Genomic DNA, 20,909 nt, shown 5'->3' with positions numbered 1-20,909 from the left:
ATGCAAAAGCGTTCGTTGGAATTTACCGTTGGTATCTTTATGGTCATGGGGATTGTGGCTTTGGTGCTGATGGCATTCCGCGTCAGCGGGCTGTCGGTCAGTGATGCCGGTGATACCTACACCGTGAAAGCGCATTTTGAAAACCTTGGTGGTCTGAATGATCGTGCCAAGGTGTCGATGGCGGGCGTCACTATTGGTCGGGTGACCAATATTTACCTCGATAAGGACTGGTACAGCGCCGTGGTTGAAATGGAGATCAACAAGGACGTCGACAACCTGTCGATTGATACCTCCGCCGCGATCCTGACCGCAGGCCTGTTGGGCGAAAAATACATTGGCCTGACGGTGGGGGCAGAAACCGATTTCCTCAAGGACGGCGACTGGATTGAAGACACCCAGTCTGCCATTGTGCTGGAAGAGCTGATTGGTCGCTTCCTGTTCAATAAGGCGGAAGAAGGCTAAGCCTTGTTTTGAATGGGCCACTTCTGATTCTTTAGGCGAAATCTGGCGCTATTGCTATTGTCAGATTACGCAGTTTGTATCTTTTTGTAATAAACTTTGCCTACATTCCTTTACTCACCGGAATAGGCAAAGCGCGCATGGACCGAGGCATTCGTCAACGTGTGCCTGGGGGAGCTTGTGGTGGGACGTGTGTCCCTGCAAGCAACCGCGCCATTCACAACAAGGAGACATGATGATCCGGATTATCACATTGGCGATGGCACTGATGCTGTCGTGGTTGGCCCCTGTCAGTCAGGCCCTCGAATCGGAAGAATTGGGCGAACACGCCCATGAAGTCGTACGTCGCGTGACGACGCAGGTGATGGAACGCATTGATACCAATCGCCATCTGTACGAAAGCGATAAGGCCCGTTTTTACTGGGAGCTGGAAGACGTATTGGGCCCGATGGTCGACTTCCGTCGGCTGACCCGCAAGATCATGGGCAAGCACTACTTCAAGGCCACCAAGCAGCAGCGCATCCGCTTTGCTCGCGCCTTCAAACGCAGCTTGCTGAGTTCTTATGCCACCGGCCTGATTGAATTCACTGACTACGAAGTACGGATGTTGCCACCGCGTGATGATTTTGAGCACACGTCCAGCAACACCCTGGTCGATCTGGAGGTGATTACCCCCAGTGGCAAGGTATTCCCGATTACCCAGAGCATGTACTACGATCTGTCGTCCTACTCCTGGAAAGCCCAGAACGTGGTGGTCAACGGCATTAACGTGGGCCAACTATTTAATGAACAATTCGCCCAGCTGGTGAATGACAACGACGGCAACATTGGTGCCGCCATTGAGCAGTGGATCGAAAACCTGCAAGAGCAGGGACGCGAGCTGCGCCAGCGGGCTGTGATTCAAGGAACCTGAACGTGACGTCACTGGAATCCCTGTCGGCACAAAGCGCCGCCCTTAACGGCACCCTGAATGCCACCTCGGTGGTGGCTCTGGTGGATGAAGGTAAACAGTTGATCGCCAACGCTGGCAGCAACTGGAACCTCGATATGGCAGCCGTTGAGCAGGTTTCCAGTGCCGCTGTTGCGCTGTTGTTGGAGTGGCTGCGAGCGGCTCAGGCTGCTGATGTGGCGATGACCGTGAGCAACGTGCCGGAGTCGCTGTTGCCAATCATTCAGGTCAGTGAACTGGAGCCGGTGTTTGCCGGTGTGTTGCTTAAAAGCTGACAAGCAGTGCTCAGTGGCTCAAAACGGGTTCACTATTACATCACTCAATCAGATCCATACTTATTCTGTTTCATTAATTCCGGTATCATTCGTAGCTCCAAAATTTTCCAACCCGGTGGAGCTACATGACCACACCCCCTTCTACAAGCGAAATCCAGACTCTGCTGGAATCCGAACTGCCTGACGTAACATGGACTGTCGGTGGTGACGGTTATCAATATCAGGTGCAGGGTGTTGGCGACATGTTCGACGGCCTTAATGCCGTCAAGCGTCAGCAAGCGGTATACAAGGTGCTGAACCCGATGATTGCCAGCGGCTCCCTGCACGCGATTACCATCAAAACCTACACCGAAGCAGAATTCGCTGCCCTCTGATCAGGACCCTTTAATGGAAAAGCTACAGATTGTCGGCGGTAATCGTCTGGCCGGCGATGTTCGTATCTCGGGCGCAAAAAACTCTGCCTTGCCGATTCTGGCGGCCACCCTGTTGGCCAAAGGCGTGATGCGAGTGGGCAACCTGCCGCACTTGCACGACATCACCACCATGCTCGAACTGCTCGGCTGCATGGGTGTTGAAGTTGCTATTACCGAAGACATGGCGGTTGAAACTGACTGCCGCAACGTCAACAGCTGCGTTGCTCCGTACGATCTGGTGCGCACCATGCGTGCCTCGATTCTGGTACTGGGCCCGCTGTTGGCTCGCTACGGCGAAGCCGAAGTATCCCTGCCAGGCGGTTGCGCCATTGGCTCCCGCCCGGTGGATCTGCACTTGCGCGGTATGGAAGCCATGGGTGCTGAAGTGGAAGTGCTGGAAGGCTACATCAAGGCTCATGTGCCGGGTGGTCGCTTAAAAGGTGCGCGTATCTTCCTGGATACACCGACCGTAACCGGCACCGAAAACATCCTGATGGCGGCGGCATTGGCCGACGGCACCAGTGTGATTGAAAACGCCGCCCGTGAACCGGAAGTGGTGGATCTGGCCAACTGCCTGAACGCCATGGGCGCGAAAATCTCCGGTATTGGTTCGGACACCCTCACCGTTGAAGGCGTTGAAGAACTGCGCGGCTGCTCTTACGAAGTACTGCCAGACCGCATCGAAACCGGCACCTACCTGGTGGCCGCTGCGGTCACCGGTGGCAAGGTACGCTGTCGTGATACCGACCCGGAGATCATGGACGCCGTATTGGTAAAACTGCGCGAAGCCGGTGCCGAAATCACCTGTGGTGACGACTGGATTGAGCTGGATATGACTGGCCGTCGTCCGAAGGCCGTGAACATTCGCACCGCACCGCACCCGGCATTCCCGACCGATATGCAGGCCCAGTTTGTGGTGCTGAATGCCGTTGCCGAAGGCGTTGGTACTGTGATCGAAACCGTATTTGAAAACCGCTTTATGCACGCCCAGGAACTGGTGCGCATGGGCGCTGACATTCACGTTGAAGGCAACACTGCCATTGTTACCGGCCGTTCAAAACTGAATGGTGCTCCGGTGATGGCAACCGATTTGCGCGCTTCGGCGTCACTGGTGATTGCCGCCATGGTCGCCGAAGGCACCACCGACGTGAACCGCATTTACCACATCGACCGTGGTTACGAATGCATTGAAGAAAAATTTCAGCAGCTGGGTGCCAACATTCGTCGGATCTCCTGACGGGCACCCTGGAATATTGAGGACACCATGACCCAACCGTTGACCATTGCTCTATCCAAGGGCCGCATTCTGGATGATACCCTGCCACTGCTGGCGGAAGCGGGCATCCATCCGGCGGAAGATATCAAGAAAAGCCGCAAGCTGATTTTTGATACCAACCATGAGCATATCAAGCTGGTCGTGATTCGTGCGACCGACGTGCCAACCTATGTAGAGTACGGTGCAGCGGACCTGGGCGTGTCTGGCAAGGACGTGCTGATGGAATACAACAGCAGCAACCTGTGCGAGCCACTGGATCTCAAGATTGCCACCTGTCGACTGATGACTGCTGGTGTAAAAGGCTATCAGCTGCCGGAAGGTCGTCTGAAAGTGGCCACCAAGTTCGTCAACGTTGCCAAGCAGTACTTTGCTGAACAAGGCCGTCAGGTCGACATCATCAAGCTGTACGGTGGTATGGAACTGGCGCCGATCATGGGTCTGGCCGACCTGATTGTGGATATCGTTGATACCGGCAATACCCTCAAGGCCAACGGCCTTGAGCCGCTGGAGCACATTGGCGACATCAGCTCTCGCCTTGTTGCCAGCCGCGCTTCCATGAAGGTGAAGCACGCCCAGATTCAGCCCATCATCGATCAGATTGCTGCCGCGGTTGAGCGTCAGCAGCAAGCCAAATAAGGGGACGTGGATATGACTATCAGCATTCGTCGATTCAGTTCTGCCCAGGACGACTTCGCCAGCCAGATGGATACTCTGCTGGCATGGGAAGCCGTGTCTGACGCTGGCGTACAGCAAGCGGTAACCGACATCGTTAACAACGTGCGTAGCCGTGGCGATGCCGCGGTGATCGAATACACCAACAAGTTCGACCGCATGTCCGTTGAATCCATGGCTGAGCTGGAACTGAACCAGCAGCAGCTGCAGGAAGCACTGGACACCTTGCCGGAAACCCAGCGTGAAGCGCTGATCAAGGCCGCTGACCGTGTGCGTGCCTACCACGAACACCAGACTCAGGATTCCTGGCGCTACACCGAAGCCGACGGCACCGTACTGGGGCAGAAAATTACCCCGATGGACCGCGTTGGTATTTACGTACCGGGTGGTAAAGCGGCGTACCCGTCTTCCGTACTGATGAACGCGATTCCAGCCCACGTTGCTGGCGTGCAGGAAATCATCATGGTAGTGCCAACCCCGGGTGGTGAACTGAACCAGCTGGTATTGGCTGCCGCCGCTGCCGCAGGTGTTAGCCGTGTATTCACCATCGGTGGTGCACAGGCTGTTGCTGCGCTGGCTTACGGCACGGACACCGTACCGGGTGTGGATAAAATCGTTGGTCCGGGCAACATCTTCGTTGCTACTGCCAAGCGTATGGTGTTCGGTCAGGTCGGCATCGACATGATTGCTGGCCCATCCGAAATTCTGGTGGTGTGTGACGGCAAGACCGATCCGGACTGGATTGCCATGGACCTGTTCTCCCAGGCCGAGCACGACGAAGACGCCCAGTCGATTCTGGTATCGACCGACAGCGACTTCCTTGATCAGGTTGAAGCCAGCATCAACAAGCTGCTGCCAACCATGGAGCGTCAGGAAATCATCAAGACGTCCCTGACCGATCGTGGCGCGCTGATTCACGCCAGCTCCGACGAAGACGCCATCGCCATCATCAATCGCATTGCACCAGAGCACCTGGAGCTGTCGGTGGAAGATCCGGAAGCATGGCTGCCAAACGTACGCCACGCTGGCGCTATCTTTATGGGACGTTACACCGCCGAAGCACTGGGCGACTACTGCGCTGGACCGAACCACGTACTGCCGACTTCCGGCACTGCGCGTTTCTCGTCACCGCTGGGCGTATACGACTTCCAGAAGCGTTCTTCACTGATCATGTGCTCTGCTGACGGTGCTTCTGAACTGGGTAAAACCGCGTCGACACTGGCTCGTGGTGAATTCCTGACTGCGCACGCGCGTTCTGCCGAGTATCGAATCAAGGACTAAGCAGCCGCATCAAGGACTGATTCTTTGGTTCTTGAACAGGTGTTAGTAGTGACACAGAAAGCAGCCTTAGGGCTGCTTTTTTGTGGGTGCCTGACGGTAGTGTTGGCTTGCACGGTTTCTATCCGGCATTCATCAGGACGTTCTTGTTAGAAATCCCACACATTTTGTAAGCCAACTCTCGCCAAATCCCGCCATACCGACTACTATCCGCGCCTCAGTTTTCAACCACGACGAGAGAGTGACCATGTCCTTGCCTCCATGCCCACAGTGCAACTCTGAATACGTTTACGAAGATCAGGCGCTGTTGATCTGCCCGGAATGTGCCCACGAGTGGAACCCGAACGAAGTGGTTGAAGACGATGAGCCAACCGCAAAAGACGCCAACGGCACCAAGCTGGAAGCCGGCGACAAGGTAACCGCCGCCAAAGACCTGAAAGTGAAAGGCAGCTCTACCGTGATCAAGGTCGGCACCAAGGCGACCATTCGTCGCATTGTTGATGCCAAGGACCACGAGCTGGACTGTAAGGTCGATGGTTATGGCGAAATGATGGTAACTGCGGCGTTCGTCAAGAAAGCCTGATTCCTGGTATTAGCCAGAATAGGAGCCATGCTTGTCTGTTTATTGCAGGCAAGCCAGCTCCTACGGATATTTTGTGAAGTAGGGTGCGCATTGCGCACCGTCCGGGCTATCGCAGTACCGGACTCTGACAATCAGCCCTGCGGCTCTTCATACACCACGTAGATTTTCTGCGTTGGTTCAATGACTTCCCACTCGCCCTTGAAACCTGCCGGTACGCATACCTTGTCGCCAGGGTTAAGCTCCAGTTCGTTGCCTTCGGTATCACGGATAATCGACTTGCCACTAAGAATGTGGAAGTACTCATGCTCGGTGTATTCGACCTGCCAGCAGCCAACCTCTGCGCCCCATTCACCAGCAAAAAAGCGATCTTCGGCGGCATAGTGCAGTTGGTTGTTTTGTTGCGGCTGGCCTTTTACCAAACGGTCGGGCGGCGTGGGGTAGGTTTCACGTTCGGCGTTGCTGGTGGCGAAAGAGATCAGGTCGGAGAGGTTTTTGCTCATGGGATATTCGCTGCTGCAGTAAATAATCCACACGAGTCTAAAAGTCTTTGAGCAAGGAATAGATACCCAGCGGTGGGTATCTATTCCTTCTGCTACCACCTGCTAAACATTGCAGGCAAGCCTGTTCCTACAGATGTTGGGGGGCGGTCTTAGCCAAAGGGTACGGTCAGCTCCAGTGAGACATTTCGGCCCATTACCGGGGCGTAGTCTTTCAGCGTGGTGGTGTGCTGCTTGCCGTACTGGTCGGTGATGTTGGTGGCTTTCAGCATCAACTGTGGTGCGTCCAGGTCGCTGCCCAATTGCTGGCTCCAACTCAGATTCAGCTGATACCAGGATGGGGTTTCGGTCTCGGCATCGGCCAATCGGGTTTGACGCAGATGCAGCTGCCACTCGGCATTCAATGAGCCACCGTCGTAGCGGTATTGAACAGACTGGCTGACGTTGTCTGCTGGCAGGCGTGGCAACGGGTCTCCGCCGTCGGTGAGCCAACCGCGGCTGGTCGCTGCTTTCAGGTGGGCTTCCCAGTTATCTGACAGCTGATAGAGCCAGCTGGCTTCCAAACCAGCCAGGCGGGCATCCGCTTGCACGTGTTTATACACATGGCGGCCGTGGAATGGATCTCGATAGCTTTGCAGCTCGTTGTAGATATAGCCGTCGTATTCGTACAGATAGGTAGCAATGCGCCAGTCGCTGCGGTCGGTTTGGCCCTGCCAGCTGAGGTCGATGGCGTAGGCGGTTTCGGTTTTCAGGTTTGGGTTATCCAGCTGAAACGCAAAAATCGCATGATGGTCGCCATTCCAGTAAATCTCATCGGCGACGGGGGCTCGCTGTACCCGTGACAATGTGGTGGTCAGCGTGCTGCTGTCGGTCACGTCCGTGGTCAGCGCAGCAGACAGGGTTAGCGGGTGAAAATCGCGGTCGTCGTAGTAACTGGCGGAGCGACGGTAGTTCACCCGAATATTGGTTGGGTCAGCTTCAATGTGGCGAGGCTGATATCTGGCAGCCAGATCCAGTTGGCCTATATAACGACCGTTCAACTCCAGTTCGCCAGAGGCGGTTACGTAGGTAATGATGTCCCGCGATTGGGTAATTGGCATGGGGGTGTCGTGGGCAAAGGAGCCGCCTTCATAACTGTAGAAGTCGCTGCCTTCGGTGCCATCCCATTCAGCATCGCTGAAGTCTGGTACGTCGTCACAGCCGGAATGGTCGTGGCACAGCTGCAATTCACGCCAGTTCGCGCCCAAGCCAAGATGGCCTTCCCAGCCGCTTAACCAGCCAGCCAGACCGCTCCAGGCCAGTTCGGTTTGCAGGTCGGCAAAGTCTTGCAGGAACAAACCGGCGACGGTATCGCCCTCCAGCTCGCCATGTTCATAATCGGCGTAGCTGGCGTGCCAGCTGAAGTCTGTGAAAACATCAGCGAACAGCCCGCCGCTGAGGCCGATATTGCCCTTGAAGTCGTAGCGGTTTTGCTCGGGCTTTACCCGAATATCGTCGTTGTCTTCATTGGGAATGGCATAGTCGCTGGTTAGGCGGCTGGCGCTGATGCCAACGTAGTCGCTGTAATTGAAAATATGGCTATAGGCGACGGCAGCACCCGCAGCATCCGCGTCGCTGTTGATGACTTCGCCAGAGCGAGCTCCGCCCGTACCAGCGTGATAGTTGTCAGTGGTACGGGTAAAACCGTCGATGTGCAGCACGTTGCGGCCATTGCCTGCGTCCATCCGGGCGATCAGGGTTTTGCCATTATTGTTGGTGCTGTAGCCTGCGGTTGCCGAGCCGGCCACCCCATCAAACTCGACGTCGTGAATGCGACCGCTTAGCACATTGACCACACCACCCAGGCTGGAATTGCCTTGACGCAGTGCCAGCGGGCCGCGCAGTAACTCCACACCGTCGGCAGCCGCCAGGTCAATCATAGGCGCGTGATCCGCGCTCAGTGACGACAAATCCGCAGCATCGGAGCCGCCATTCAGAATTTCCACTCGATTTCCCGACAATCCCCGCACCATCGGGCGGGCCACGCCCTGACCAAACGAGGCGTTACTGACGCCGGGAATGGCCTCCATTACTTCGCCCAACGCCTTGTTGCGGTTGCCAGCTAGCTCCTCGGCCCCCATCCATTCACTGGTCAGCTCTGAAGACGATGGCGCGGCTTGCTTAACCACGACCTCTTCTAACGGCTGTTCGCCATCGGTTGAATGAGTTTCTGCATGGTTATGTGTATGGCTGTGTGCTTGGTTGTGCTCAACGTCTTCAGCATGGACAGAAACGACAACCAGTGGCAGAAGTAACAGTGGCTGTATGATCAAGGGCTGCAATTGCAAAGACTTCAGATGAAAAGGCTTTCGCTGGGAGGAACGGGTAACGGGTGTCAGGTTAGTCATAAGTTAGCATCGGCATTCAGGCCATAAATGGCCGAGATTCAAAACGACGAAAGGCCGCATAGATGCGGCCTTTGTCAACTGTCTGTGAAAAACAACAGTTTACTCGTGAACGTGATCAGTTTCGGCTTCCGTTGCTGACAACAAAACAGCACTGCTGATACTAGTATTGGCTGGCAGTGCTTCAACACCGTGCAGGTGGAAGGCACCGCCATCGTGGGCGTCGATGACGTACAGGCTGCCGCTGTCGCTATCGGCAACCATAAAGGCTTCGTCGGCAGCGCCTACGGTCAGGCTGTCACAGTTGAAGTTGGCCGTGGCATCGCTCAGAGTGATGCTGACGGTCGCAGTTGCGTCTTCTTCAGCCAGATCAATCACGGCACCTGTGGCATCATCACGAATGGCCAGCAGGTAGCCTCCAGTTGGGTTAATGCTTGCCAGGCAAATTTGCTGGCCGTCTTCCAGGCTCAGACCAGAATCTTCCGCATGAACGTGGTCATCGTGGCCATGAACCACATAAGCCATCTCGCTGGTATAGACCAGACCCAGACCGCCAGCGGCTTGCATGCCCAGTACCGTGCCAGTTACGCCGCTGTCGCCAGTGTTGACGGTGGCTTCACCGCTGGTTTCGTCTTCTTGCAGCAGCAAGTAGTTCACGGTGCTACCGCATTGAACCAGCGCCAGGCTGCCGGAGTGAACCACGCTGCCAAGGTCGGCACAGTCGAAACTGTCGCCAGTGGCTTCGTATACGCCAGTCTCTTCGGTACCTTCATATACGTCAACGGAATCGCCATCAAACAGCGCGTACAAACCGTGTTCTTCGTCCAGAATCAGTGCCGGAGCAGTTTGGGTGTAACCCTCGATGCTGATGTCTTCCTCGGCATCAGTGGCGTCGGCTAAGGTGCTGGCTGGGTAGAAGTCGGTATTGCCGTTGTTCAGTACCGCGTAGTGGTTGGCGGTCATCACCACCTGTGGGTTGTCGCGCGTAATGGCCAGATCCAGCAGGCTGGCTTCTTCGTGCTCTTCTTCGGTGGTTGTTTCGGACTCGTCGTGCTCTTCCACGCCACCATCCACAAACTGGACGCCCGTGCTGCTGATCACTGCCGCGGTCAGGCCATCGTCAGATTTGATCAGTTGAGTAGCAACCTCACTGGCCTGGCCCACCAATTCAAAGGCTTCTTCTGCATGGTCGAATACCATCAGGTCAGAAGCGTTGCTATCGGAATACAAGAGGCGCTGAGCGTGCTCGTGTTCTTCTTCCGTGGTGTCGTCAGATGAATCACTGCTGGAACCACCACAGGCGGTAAGGGAAGAAACAGCAGCGGCGAGCAAGAGTAAGTGAAGATGTTTTGGCATGGTGGCAATCCGGGAGTCAGGTTTGTTATTACGTAACAACTGTAATGTTGTATCATAACTACCCGGGGGAAAGGCAAGTGTTTGTCAGAAAAGGCATGGGGCGGAACAGTGCAGGAATATTGGTTATTCGGAATGGGATGAGCTTAGGTGTAACGGTGAAAAGGGCTATAAAGTGAGCGTGTGCTCACTTCAAAATTCAGGAGGAGAGTGCTTTCATAAAAAATTAATTTTCGTGTGAGTAATGGTAAGCGGGTCGGCCTTGGGTCAGACAGGTTGCCAACCAATCCAACCCATCGAGCTGGCGTACTTCAGCAACATTCCCAGCGACATAATCACCACAATGCCACGTAGCCAGGCAGGGTTAATGCGAACAAGACAGTGCGCGCCGCACCAGGCACCGATGGCTTGGCCAAGCATCATCAACAAGCCGATTGACCACACCACATGACCTGCCAGCAAGAACACCATCAAGGAAGCAATGTTGGTGGCAAAGTTCAGCGGCTTGGCCATGGCGGTGGCGGCAATCATCTCGAGTCCCTTGCACGACACTCCGGCCAGTGTGAAAAACGAGCCAGTGCCGGGACCAAACATGCCGTCGTAACAGCCAATGCCCGGGACGATATAACGCCGATAACTGGCGGCTGATACCTGGGCTTCACTGCTGGCCACCGGGGTTGGGGAAATCAGGAAATACACCGCAATCATCAGCAGCACGACCGGAATCACAAATGCCAGCGCGTCGGTATCGATAAACTGAACCGCAATCGTACCGCCCACCGAGCCCGTAAACGCCGCCATCATCAACGGCTTGATTTCCGGCCATTGCACCCGCTTTTTACGCAGCATCATTAATGACGACGTTGCCGTGCCAACACTGCCTTGCAGCTTATTGGTACCCAGCGCCGCCAACGGTGGTACACCACTCATCATCAACGCGGGTACCACAATCAAGCCTCCACCACCGGCAAGGGTATCCAGCAAACCGGCGACCAGTGCGGTAACAAATAAAAAGGCGAGGACGTCTGCCGGGAATTGGCCGGAAGCAACGAGATCGGACAAAAAACTGAAAAGCTCCACAAGGACTCCGAGAAAACAAGGGCTCTGGAACGCGCAGCCATGGCTAACCAACAGTGCTCGGATGCAGAACGAAAAACAACAGTAATAGCAATAATGTCAAAGGCGGCTATTGCATAACTCGATACGGTAACCGTCAAGTAATCAGGTAGGCTGAAAACAGGAAAGCAGAGACGATGGCCTGAATAATTCAGCAATCAGGGCATTTGGATGTGGCCCTGTGTGAAGGAATGAGACCTCGCCAAGAGTGGTACGCCTTGTAAGAAATGAAAGAGGTCTGGAAGTACGCCAGCTCATGCTGCGGAATGCCAAACTGTCGTCCCGGTTCTAGGCAAGTTGCTGTGGCCATTGCTGTAGCGGTTGCTGTGGTCGTTGCTTTGGCAGCTGCGAGTATTTTGCAGCAGCACCCGCAGTGTGAGATGTGTTATATAGGAATGATTCCCGGAAAGAGGATATTAAATGGACTTTAAATTCAAGAGATCCAGAAACTCGGTCTTCGCAGGCGTCGCTGCAGGCATTGCGGAAAAACAAAAAATGTTGCCGCGGCAAATTCGTGCGATGTGGGTTTTGGCTTTTCTTATTAGTGGTGGTTACGCCTTTATTGCCTACGTGATTCTCGCTTTTGTTATCCCATTGGACGAAGGCTTTGATATCAATGACTACAGGGACTATTGAGCTTGTAAAAAATTGCTGAATAGATGCGTTGGCTTCTGTTGTAGCATCCAATTTATTAGGAACGAAATTGCTAATGCCTGGTTGGTAGGTCAGTAGGGCTGTTAAGCCAGGTTGCTTTGAGTGTGATCAAAGCTGTCAAAGAGCCTGCCATCGCAGATGGGCCTCTGAGATTTTGTGTTCAACTTCAAATAAACATCATTCTTTTCTGGTGTGGCGAAACGTATCTCTCAATTTTAAGCCCCCGTTGCTGCGAGACAGTTGCCCCGTATTAACATTGGTTCGATTAAAAGTTAAGGACGGGTTGTCCGTAAAGATAGAGCCAGATTCATCTTGATGTTTGTTTGGAATATCACGCCCAAAATACCAAGAGCAAGGAAAAATATGGGGATTTTTCTGAATAAAAAATGCTTGTTTTCAAGCATGTCGGGAAGGTTGGTGAGCAGGGGCTCTCCTTTAGCAAATGTAGAGCTACACCGTATAGTTGAATACCGAGAAAAGCTTTATGAAGACAGGGTTGTTACGGGTGAAGATGGTACTTTCAGATTTAAAAGTATGTGGGTTCGCCCATTGCTTGACGATTTGACCCAGTTTGTATCATTTCAAGATATCTATGCAGACTTTGAAGGAAATGATATCCATCTCTGGACTGCTGGGAAATTAGGGGAAGGCGAGTTTTCAGAGCTGGGTGGCAAATTAGAAGGCGCTGTTTTCGATGTACATGATGAGATGAAGCCGCTAGGCGTTGCTGCGAAAACAAATGATGTCGTAGTTTCCGTTTGTAAGATTCAAGACAAGTGTCTTTGAGCGTGGAATTTGCTGATTTTGCTCAATCAGCTTAATTGACAATTGATTATCTTATTTATCCGGTTTTTCGAAGTTTGATTTATTGTGTGCGCTCGCCTTCAGGACAAGCCTAATAGCTTGAAAGGCAGTTGATTGAGTCTGGATAGCGCATTGCTACAGCAGCTTGATCGTCTATTGGTGTTTACTCCTGTAGTGAGTCATTCCTCTCTGGAGGACGTTGTAGCCTGTTTTATAAGCAATAAAAAAGCAGCTGAAGCTGCTTTTTAAGTCAGAATTGCGGGCCAGCGGCCCGCGCTCCCGGAAAGCGTCAGACGTCCGTCTTCAGACTGCTGACGCTCCCGACTTTTACTTCACATCAAAGCGGTTGGCGTCCATGACTTTTACCCAGGCTTTGACGAAGTCGTTTACGAACTTCGCGTTGTTGTCGTCCTGTGCGTACACCTCGGCGTAGGCGCGCAGGATGGAATTGGAGCCAAATACCAGGTCCACGCGGGTGGCGGTGTATTTGGTCTCGCCGGTGGTGCGATCAACAATGTTGTATGGCGGGTTCCTACTTGTACTTTATGTCGGTGAGGACGTTCAGGTGTTCTGTGAGTAAAGGATTGGGCGGTAATGAGGAATAAATCGTATCGGCAGGTAGAAAACGGCAGCATCACACCTTGCTGCCGAAAGGCATGCATCAGGAACGAGGTTATCGTTCCTGATCATCCTGTTCGGATGCCAGACGCTCCAATGCTTGCCGAGCCTGTTCAGCTTCGCCGTTTTCTGCCTTGGTGTCCTGTGCCGCCAGGGTATAGTAGCGCCTGGCCTGAGCCAGATCTTTGCTGGTGCCCAGCCCATGTTCGTACAGATAGCCCATGCGCAGCAGCGCCAGCACCCGAGGGTGGATGTTTTGCCTGGCTTCGGCTTCACTCGGAACGGCTTTGCGATACCACTGCAAGGCGGTGCTATCGCTTTGCTTGATGCCTATACCTCGCTCGTACATCCAGCCCACTCTTGCGGCGGCGGTGATGTCGCCATGGTTGGCAGCCTGCAGGTACATGGCCATCGCGTAGCTGTTATCCTGTGCCACGCCAAGCCCTTGCTCATAGAGCATGCCCAGATAGCGAGGGGCTTTGAAATCCCCGGCCTCTGCGGCTTGCTGGAACAGGGTAAAGGCGCGGGCATAATCTTGTTCAACCACCTGCCCCTGATAGTAAGCCAGAGCCAGATTCAACAGCGCGCGGGGTTCACCCGCTTTGGCTGCTTGCCGATACCAGCGAAAAGCCCGGCTGTCATCCTGCTCCACGCCACCTTCTCCGTGAGCATAGGCATCGCCGAGCTGGCTGGCAGCACGGCTGTCACCGGCGTTGGCGAGTGGTAGAAGTTCGGCAACCGGACGCTGGCTGTGGCGCCGGCCCGGAGTGCCGTTACGGGGCTTTTTTACGGCATCCTCCTTTGACTGGGCAAACAGCCAGTCGCGGACGTTGTCGAGTTTGTAGGCGTAGTCGAACGAGTACATGTGGTCGCCCGCACGGCCACCGCTTACGCCTTCCGGGAGGACACTGCCCGAATCAAACATCACAAAGTTAATCTTGTGGCCCTGATCAATCAGTGACTGGACTTTGGCTTCCTGTTCTGCGTCCGGTAGCTTTGCAGAGAACTGCACCTTGCCATAATCGACCTGATCTTTATCGAGCATGGTTCCGACTTCTTTCATGCCTCCTGAGGCACTTTCATCACCACCGCTGACGATGTAGAAGAAATTCATTTGCTCCAGTGGTTTGAGAACATCGATATCCCACTGGCTGCCAACGAACAGGCTGGCCGCAAACAGATCGGGGTGAATGGAGTTGAAATAGAAAGAAATCATGCCGCCCATGGACTGGCCGGTCGTGTAGATGCGGTGTTTATCGACCTGATATTCATCGACAACTTTGGTTAGCAGACGGAAAGCCGTGTCGACTTCACTGGTGGTGTGGTTTTTACCACTGACAGCCCATTCTGGTCCGTTAAACGCAGGCACCAGAACAAAAGCCGGGTGCTCTTTCTGGCTGGCTTCTGTTGCCCAGATCATGCCACCCCAGCCCTGGGTCAGAGCGAATTCTGTGCCGCGGCCAACGGTGCTGGCATCCGGCATAAACAGTACCAATGGATAGCTCTGGCTGCCATCGTAGTTGTCCGGGATAAACAGGTTGTACTGCATAACGTTGCCGTTATCCGGGTCAGTGAAGCTGAAGCTCTGAAACCGCTGAGGTACAGTTTTAATCATTTCGGCTAACTGTTTGTCGGCGCTTTTATTCAGCTCGGGACCACGGCCGCGGCCCTCTCTGCCAGACTGTGGCCCTTTGTGTTCTCTTTGCGAGCTACTTGCGTTTGAATCATCAGCTGGTTGAGCGGATGCGCTATTGTTCTCCGGCTTGTTGCTGCAACCGGATATGGTGATCGTTGCCATAGCCAGTATGGCGACTAACTTCTTCATGGTGTTACTCCTGCTAATACTTACGAAGACCCACGGAAAATGTAGATATGAAACTCAAAACTTATATGCTGGGCTCTTTTACAGAGAATAAAACGAAGCCTCATAAATACAAATGATAATACTTGTTATTTGTGTATATTTTTGCCATGACAATGGCAATTAATGGCAGGTACTTTTTGAGTCTTTGCCACACCTTCTTCATTCCCTGTCTGCAGCTTATGGGGACATCTATTTAATCCTGCACGGCTCTCGGCTCGGGCCTCCTGCTTCGCCCTACCTCCTGCATCCATGCAGTCGTGTGCGAGTGTTGCCGTTGTTCAGTGCAATGCGACGAACGCAGTGGAATAACGTACCTGTCCGGCCGAGTCTTTCCAAGTTCGTCAACACAGTACTGGGCAGCGGCAACCCGCGCCCTGCGGGGGCTGCCGGATGATATCGACTCAGTGTCGCCGACTTTTGACTTGACCCGTCAGGCCTGCAAGTCGGCTTCGAGATTCGAAACCACCCAGTAGCCCAGAGTGAGCACCGGATTAAATAGATGTCCCCTTATGACTATACAAAGTGTTGCCCAACGATTTTGGTCGTGAAATTTGGTAACGGGTTGACTGGGAATCTGTCTGATGCCATTGGCTTTAACGCCGGGCCCGGTCGATTCTGGCCTGGTTTAAGTCAGATAATAAAAAAGCAGCCGAAGCTGCTTTTTTATTGGTCAGCAACATTCCCACGTAGAGCGTGGGAATGAGCGGGTTTATCGAACTAGCGTCCGACTTCAGACTTCCAGCGTCCGTCGGTTCAAACGTCAAAGCGATCGTTGTTCATCACTTTGGTCCAGGCTTTGACGAAGTCGTTTACGAACTTCGCGTTGTTGTCGTCCTGTGCGTACACCTCGGCGTAGGCGCGCAGGATGGAATTGGAGCCAAATACCAGGTCCACGCGGGTGGCGGTGTATTTGGTCTCGCCGGTGGTGCGGTCAACAATGTTGTAGTGCTTCTTGCTGGCCGGTTCCCACTTATACTTCATGTCGGTGAGGACGTCGAAGAAGGCGTTGTTGAGTACGCCAGCCTGTTCGGTAAACACGCCGTGCTTGGCGTTCTTGTCGCCATCGTCATAGTTTGTTCCCAACACCCGCATACCGCCGACCAGTACGGTCATTTCAGGGGCGGTGAGGCCCAGCAGTTGTGCGCGGTCGAGCATCATTTCTTCAGACGCTGGTACGTAGCCGCCTTTCATAAAGTTGCGGAAGCCATCGGCCAATGGTTCCAGTACGTCGAATGAATCGGCGTCGGTCATCTCGTCGGTAGCGTCGCCGCGGCCCGGTGTGAACGGCACGCTCACTTCTACGCCACCGGCTTTGGCGGCCAGTTCGATACCCACGTTACCGGCCAGTACGATGGTGTCGGCGATGGAGGCACCTGCCTTTTCAGCCAGCGGTTCCAGTACGTTGAGTACCTTGGCCAGACGTTCTGGTTCGTTGCCTTCCCAGTCTTTCTGAGGAGCCAAACGAATACGGGCACCGTTGGCACCACCACGGTAGTCAGAGCCACGGAAAGTACGAGCGCTGTCCCAGGCGGTAGACACCAGTTCGTCGATGCTCATGTCGCCGCTTTCAACCAGTTTGGCAATGGCAGTTTTCAGACCACCGATGTCGTACTGGGTGTTGCCAGCCGGAATCGGGTCTTGCCAGATCAGGTCTTCTGCCGGTACGTCCGGGCCCATGTAACGGGCTTTCGGGCCAAGGTCGCGGTGGGTCAGTTTGAACCAGGCGCGAGCGAAGCAGTCGTCGAAGTAAGCCGGATCTTTCATGAATTTCTGACAGATCTCGTTGTAGATCGGGTCAACCTTCATGGCCATGTCGGCGTCGGTCATCATTGGCATCACGCGGATGGACGGGTCTTCCACGTCGACCGGCATGTCTTCTTCTTTGATATCCACCGGCTTGTACTGGTGGGCACCGGCAGGTGATTTGGTCAGTTCCCATTCGTGGCCAAACAGCATTTCGAAGTAGCCCATGTCCCACTTGGTAGGCTCTTTGGTCCAGGCACCTTCAATACCACTCACCACGGTGTCGCGACCAATGCCACGGCCTTTGGTGTTCATCCAGCCCATGCCTTGCGCTTCGATGTCGGCGGCTTCCGGTTCGGCGCTCAGGTCTTCGGCATTGCCGTTACCGTGAGACTTGCCAATGGTGTGGCCACCGGCGGTCAGCGCGGCAGTTTCTTCGTCATTCATCGCCATACGGGCGAAGGTTTCACGAATGTGGTAGGCGGTCTGTTGTGGATCCGGGTTGCCGTTCACACCTTCCGGGTTCACGTAGATCAAGCCCATCTGTACCGCAGACAGTGGGTTTTCCATGGTGTCTGGCTTGGACACTTCTTCATAACGGTTGTCAGAGGCGGCCAGCCATTCGCGTTCGGAACCCCAGTTCACGTCTTTTTCTGGTGCCCAGATGTCTTTACGACCGAAGGCAAAACCGAAGGTCTTCAGACCAGCCACTTCGTAGGCAATGGTACCCGACAGCAAAATCAGGTCGGCCCAGGAAATCTTGTTGCCGTACTTTTTCTTGATAGGCCACAGCAAACGACGGCCTTTGTCGGTGTTGACGTTATCTGGCCAGCTGTTCAGTGGTGCAAAGCGCTGGTTACCGGTGTTACCGCCACCACGGCCATCCTGCTGACGGTAGGAACCGGCAGTGTGCCATGCCACGCGGGCAAACATACCGACGTAGCTGCCCCAGTCGGCTGGCCACCAGTCCTGGCTGGAAGTCATCAGCTCGCGGAGATCCTGTTTCAGGGCTTCAACGTCGAGTTTTTTCAGTTCTTCGTGGTAATCGAAGTCTTCACCCATCGGGTCGGTTTTGGTGTCGTTCTGGTGAAGGATGTCGAGGTTCAGGGCATTCGGCCACCAGTCGGTTGCAGATTGACTGGCGTTGGTGTTACTGCCGTGCATGACCGGGCACTTGCCTGTGGATGGTGTGGTGTTCGACATGGTGATGCTCCTCATTGTTTTGGTTAGAGCGTCTGGCTAAGCCAGCTCCGATGCTTGTCTTACGGTTGTTACCGCATTTCCTGCTGATGTCAGTGACTGTGCGATCAGTATCTGACGGCTATGTGCTTACTCTATGGGGTAAGCTTTATTTGATAAATTTAATTAAAATCATAAAACTGATAGTTAATGTGAATTTATCGTTATTGGGTTCTCTACCTTCCGCGAAACTGCACAGTCGGAAAGGCTATTATCGGTTCAGTTCCGCATCTTTGTTGATGGTTCTCGCTATAGCGTCGATTGGCGAATCCAATACAAAATGTGCGGGAATTATCATAGTGATAAATAACTTGGTAATTCCTTCCGAGCGAGCCTTGTGAACCTGGCCTCATGCCAGAAACCATGCAATCGGATAATGACAGCGTACAGGGCTTTTCAGGCCTTGCTTGGCCACAGTTACCAAATAAAACGTGTTTGTGACGCTATGACGACATAGAGCAATGGAAGGTCTGCTGAAGTGTTGTGCACAAAGATGGGGAATATGGGCTGTATGCTTTTACAGACAGTGCCAGTAGTGGTAAAACTGGTTGAAATTTGAGCATTTGTTAAGAATAAAACGATCAATAACACACCCGTTCATTAGCAGTCATCAGGGAGGTAACTGTTATGGAGCCCGCAATGGTATTTATGGCGTGTATAGGATGTATGGCGGTTGCCTGGTTGGGGGCAAACGTGATGCGTTTTAATCGGGCCGATCGTGAAGCCAGACGGAAGCAGCAGGTATCACGCGACTGAAACGAAAACGGGCCCAGTCCCATGGTGATGAACTGAGCCCGCCTCTCGTCGTATTTGACCTGTGGGGTCTGCTGGTTGGTGCCGAAGACCCCGCGTTACTCAGGACTCAATCCCCAGCAGTCCCAGGCTCAGTGCCGGCCAGAAGGTGATGATCAGCACGGTCACCAGCAGAATAAAGAAGAACGGCAAGGTTGCCCGGTACAGTTCCATCACCGGTTTATTGAAGCGGAAGCTGGCAATAAACAGGTTCATGCCTACCGGCGGGGTAAAGTAACCCAGCTGCATATTAGCCAGGAACAGGATGCCGAGGTGGATTGGGTGAATGCCGTACTCCAGCGCAATCGGCAGAATGATCGGAATCATAATGACGATGGCGGAGAAGATATCCAGCATCATACCCAGAATCAGCAGGAACACAGTCAGCAGCAGCAGGAAAGTGAAGCCGTCGGATACGTGTTGCTGAATAAATCCGAAGATTTGCTCTGGCACACCGGCATCAATCATGTAATTGGTGGAGGCCATGGACACTGCCAGAATCAACAGGATCGCACCCACCAGTTTCATGGAATCCCGCATCACGCCAAACAGCTGGCCGAATGGAATTTCACGGCGAATCAGCACACTCACCACGAACACATACAGTGCCGTAATGGCCGCCGCTTCAGAAACTGCAAACCAGCCACCGTAGATGCCGCCCAAGACCAAAAATGGCAGTGGCATTTCCCAGCGTACGTCTTTCAGGGCAGCCCAGGCTTCGGCTTTGTCGAATGGCTGGTGGTCGCGCTCGGCGTTACGAGACACCCAGCCGCTGTACAGCGACAGGGCAACCAGCATCAGGGCACCCGGCAGCAAACCGGCGATGAACAGGTCGTCGATGGATACAGGCACGTCCAGCGACATTTGCTGGGCCACAACGCCATACAGAATCAGCGGCAGTGACGGCGCAAACAGCAGGCCCAATGACCCCGATGTGGTGACCAAACCCAGGTTAAATCGTTCCGGATAACCGGACTTCTGTAGCGCCGGAACCAGCAGTGCGCCCAGCGCCACAATGGTGACACCCGAAGCGCCGGTGAAAGCGGTAAACAGCGCACAGGTGACCAGTGCGACAATGGCCAGACCGCCCGGCATCCAGCCGAGGAACGCATCCGTAATGCGCACCAGACGCTGTGGGGCCTTGCTTTCACCCAACAGGTAACCGGCAAAGGTGAACAAGGGAATGGCAATCAGCACCGGCATTTCGGCGATGCGCCATATTTCTACCGCCATTACCATCAGGTCGACGTCGGTCTGGTAGAAGCCCCAAATGGCAGAGGCAGCAATCACCACAAACAGCGGGGTGCCGGACAGCGCCAGCAGCAACAAGATCAGTGGAACCAGAATGCTCATGCGTCGGCCTCCTGCTTGTGCTCGCTGTCAGGCAGGCGGCCAGTCAGGGTATTGAACAGGGCTTGCAGGGTTTGAATGGCAAACCGCAGCGCCATGATGCCAAAGCTGAACGGAATAATGGCTTGCAGAGGCCAGGCTGGAATATCGCCAAAGGCGATGTCGCCAAATTCTTGCGCCATTTCAACGTAGGCGTTGGCGTGCCAGGCGACCAGCGCACAAATAAACGCCGCAAAGGCGTTGGTCACGATGGACAGCATCTGGGCGACTTTGGCAGGGGCCAGTCGGTTTACCAGATCAATCGAAATATGCTCACGGGAGCGGGTGGCCACCATGCCGCCCAGCAGACCCAACCACAGCACCATCACCCGCAGGGCCGGAGAGATCCAGAGCACACCGCCACCAAAGAAGGTGCGCGACAGAATATCGGTGGCGGCCAGTACCACCATCACCGCCAGCACGATCACCAGCAGGCTGTCTTCCAGCGTGTGGATCGCGGCTAACAGCCGTTGTAGGGGGGATTTATTCACAGGGAATCACTCAAATCAGGGCGTGGCTCCAACGGCGAACGGCGCAGTCGGAGCCGGTGG

The 20,909-nt window shown here is 54.2% G+C and carries 18 protein-coding genes and 1 pseudogene; 10 read left to right on the top strand and 9 right to left on the bottom strand.

Annotation, left to right across the window (positions count from 1 at the left end; genetic code table 11):
• The 8 genes from mlaD (at position 1) to ACXADJ_RS12655 (ending at position 5,905) form a co-directional block, all read left to right on the top strand.
• Complete coding sequence (gene mlaD / locus ACXADJ_RS12690; RefSeq protein WP_028293197.1) at positions 1 to 462, top strand: outer membrane lipid asymmetry maintenance protein MlaD; 462 nt, start codon at positions 1 to 3, stop codon at positions 460 to 462.
• 232 nt (positions 463 to 694) lie between these two features.
• Positions 695 to 1,372, top strand: a complete 678-nt coding sequence (locus ACXADJ_RS12685) for an MlaC/ttg2D family ABC transporter substrate-binding protein (RefSeq protein ID WP_475066461.1) — start codon at positions 695 to 697, stop codon at positions 1,370 to 1,372.
• A 2-nt stretch (positions 1,373 to 1,374) separates the two neighbouring features.
• On the top strand, positions 1,375 to 1,683 hold the full coding sequence (locus ACXADJ_RS12680; protein ID WP_475066460.1) for an STAS domain-containing protein: 309 nt from the start codon (positions 1,375 to 1,377) through the stop codon (positions 1,681 to 1,683).
• A gap of 125 nt (positions 1,684 to 1,808) precedes the next feature.
• Positions 1,809 to 2,057, top strand: a complete 249-nt coding sequence (locus ACXADJ_RS12675; RefSeq protein WP_028293199.1) for a BolA family protein — start codon at positions 1,809 to 1,811, stop codon at positions 2,055 to 2,057.
• Positions 2,058 to 2,070: 13 nt separating this feature from the next.
• A complete protein-coding gene (gene murA, locus ACXADJ_RS12670; protein ID WP_475066458.1) occupies positions 2,071 to 3,333 on the top strand; it encodes a UDP-N-acetylglucosamine 1-carboxyvinyltransferase in 1,263 nt (420 codons plus the stop codon).
• Positions 3,334 to 3,360: 27 nt separating this feature from the next.
• Positions 3,361 to 4,008 (top strand): ATP phosphoribosyltransferase, encoded by a 648-nt coding sequence (hisG, locus tag ACXADJ_RS12665; protein WP_028293201.1) that lies wholly within the window; start codon positions 3,361 to 3,363, stop codon positions 4,006 to 4,008.
• Between the two features lie 12 nt (positions 4,009 to 4,020).
• Positions 4,021 to 5,325, top strand: a complete 1,305-nt coding sequence (gene hisD, locus ACXADJ_RS12660) for a histidinol dehydrogenase (RefSeq protein WP_475066456.1) — start codon at positions 4,021 to 4,023, stop codon at positions 5,323 to 5,325.
• Positions 5,326 to 5,569: 244 nt separating this feature from the next.
• The gene (locus ACXADJ_RS12655) at positions 5,570 to 5,905 is read left to right on the top strand and encodes a zinc ribbon domain-containing protein YjdM (RefSeq protein WP_475066454.1); all 336 of its coding nucleotides are present in this window, start codon (positions 5,570 to 5,572) and stop codon (positions 5,903 to 5,905) included.
• 131 nt (positions 5,906 to 6,036) lie between these two features.
• Here ACXADJ_RS12655 and ACXADJ_RS12650 read toward each other — a convergent pair whose 3' ends face one another.
• The 4 genes from ACXADJ_RS12650 to ACXADJ_RS12635 all read right to left on the bottom strand — a co-directional run bounded on the left by ACXADJ_RS12650 (position 6,037) and on the right by ACXADJ_RS12635 (position 11,201).
• Positions 6,037 to 6,405, bottom strand: a complete 369-nt coding sequence (locus ACXADJ_RS12650; RefSeq protein WP_475066453.1) for a cupin domain-containing protein — start codon at positions 6,403 to 6,405, stop codon at positions 6,037 to 6,039.
• 149 nt (positions 6,406 to 6,554) lie between these two features.
• On the bottom strand, positions 6,555 to 8,570 hold the full coding sequence (locus ACXADJ_RS12645; protein WP_475066451.1) for a TonB-dependent receptor: 2,016 nt from the start codon (positions 8,568 to 8,570) through the stop codon (positions 6,555 to 6,557).
• A gap of 318 nt (positions 8,571 to 8,888) precedes the next feature.
• Positions 8,889 to 10,142: a hypothetical protein gene (locus ACXADJ_RS12640; protein WP_475066449.1), complete on the bottom strand. Its 1,254-nt coding sequence runs from the start codon at positions 10,140 to 10,142 to the stop codon at positions 8,889 to 8,891.
• Positions 10,143 to 10,406: 264 nt separating this feature from the next.
• Positions 10,407 to 11,201, bottom strand: a complete 795-nt coding sequence (locus tag ACXADJ_RS12635; protein ID WP_475066448.1) for a TSUP family transporter — start codon at positions 11,199 to 11,201, stop codon at positions 10,407 to 10,409.
• Positions 11,202 to 11,675: 474 nt separating this feature from the next.
• Here ACXADJ_RS12635 and ACXADJ_RS12630 point away from each other — a divergent pair, with 474 nt between their 5' ends.
• Positions 11,676 to 11,891: a PspC domain-containing protein gene (locus ACXADJ_RS12630; protein ID WP_475066446.1), complete on the top strand. Its 216-nt coding sequence runs from the start codon at positions 11,676 to 11,678 to the stop codon at positions 11,889 to 11,891.
• Positions 11,892 to 12,272: 381 nt separating this feature from the next.
• Entirely contained in the window at positions 12,273 to 12,695 is a 423-nt protein-coding gene (locus tag ACXADJ_RS12625) for a DUF6795 domain-containing protein (protein WP_475066445.1), read from the top strand.
• 345 nt (positions 12,696 to 13,040) lie between these two features.
• Here ACXADJ_RS12625 and ACXADJ_RS12620 read toward each other — a convergent pair.
• From ACXADJ_RS12620 to ACXADJ_RS12600, 5 genes and pseudogenes are all read right to left on the bottom strand, one after another.
• A pseudogene (locus ACXADJ_RS12620) lies at positions 13,041 to 13,235 on the bottom strand (hypothetical protein); the annotation flags it as partial.
• Positions 13,236 to 13,386: 151 nt separating this feature from the next.
• Positions 13,387 to 14,946: a hypothetical protein gene (locus tag ACXADJ_RS12615; protein ID WP_475066443.1), complete on the bottom strand. Its 1,560-nt coding sequence runs from the start codon at positions 14,944 to 14,946 to the stop codon at positions 13,387 to 13,389.
• Positions 14,947 to 15,948: 1,002 nt separating this feature from the next.
• Positions 15,949 to 18,141, bottom strand: coding sequence for a catalase/peroxidase HPI (gene katG, locus ACXADJ_RS12610; protein WP_475066441.1), 2,193 nt, complete (start codon positions 18,139 to 18,141; stop codon positions 15,949 to 15,951).
• An 891-nt stretch (positions 18,142 to 19,032) separates the two neighbouring features.
• Positions 19,033 to 20,322, bottom strand: a complete 1,290-nt coding sequence (locus ACXADJ_RS12605) for a TRAP transporter large permease (RefSeq protein WP_475066438.1) — start codon at positions 20,320 to 20,322, stop codon at positions 19,033 to 19,035.
• Positions 20,319 to 20,849: a TRAP transporter small permease gene (locus ACXADJ_RS12600; RefSeq protein WP_475066437.1), complete on the bottom strand. Its 531-nt coding sequence runs from the start codon at positions 20,847 to 20,849 to the stop codon at positions 20,319 to 20,321. The genes ACXADJ_RS12605 and ACXADJ_RS12600 overlap by 4 nt, the downstream gene beginning before the upstream one ends.
• Positions 20,850 to 20,909: the final 60 nt, after the last annotated feature.

The organism is Oceanobacter sp. ABM4_470 (assembly GCF_056158645.1).
The sequence above is the reverse complement of the archived record's forward strand: the minus strand, read 5'-3'. Positions and strand labels throughout refer to the sequence as shown.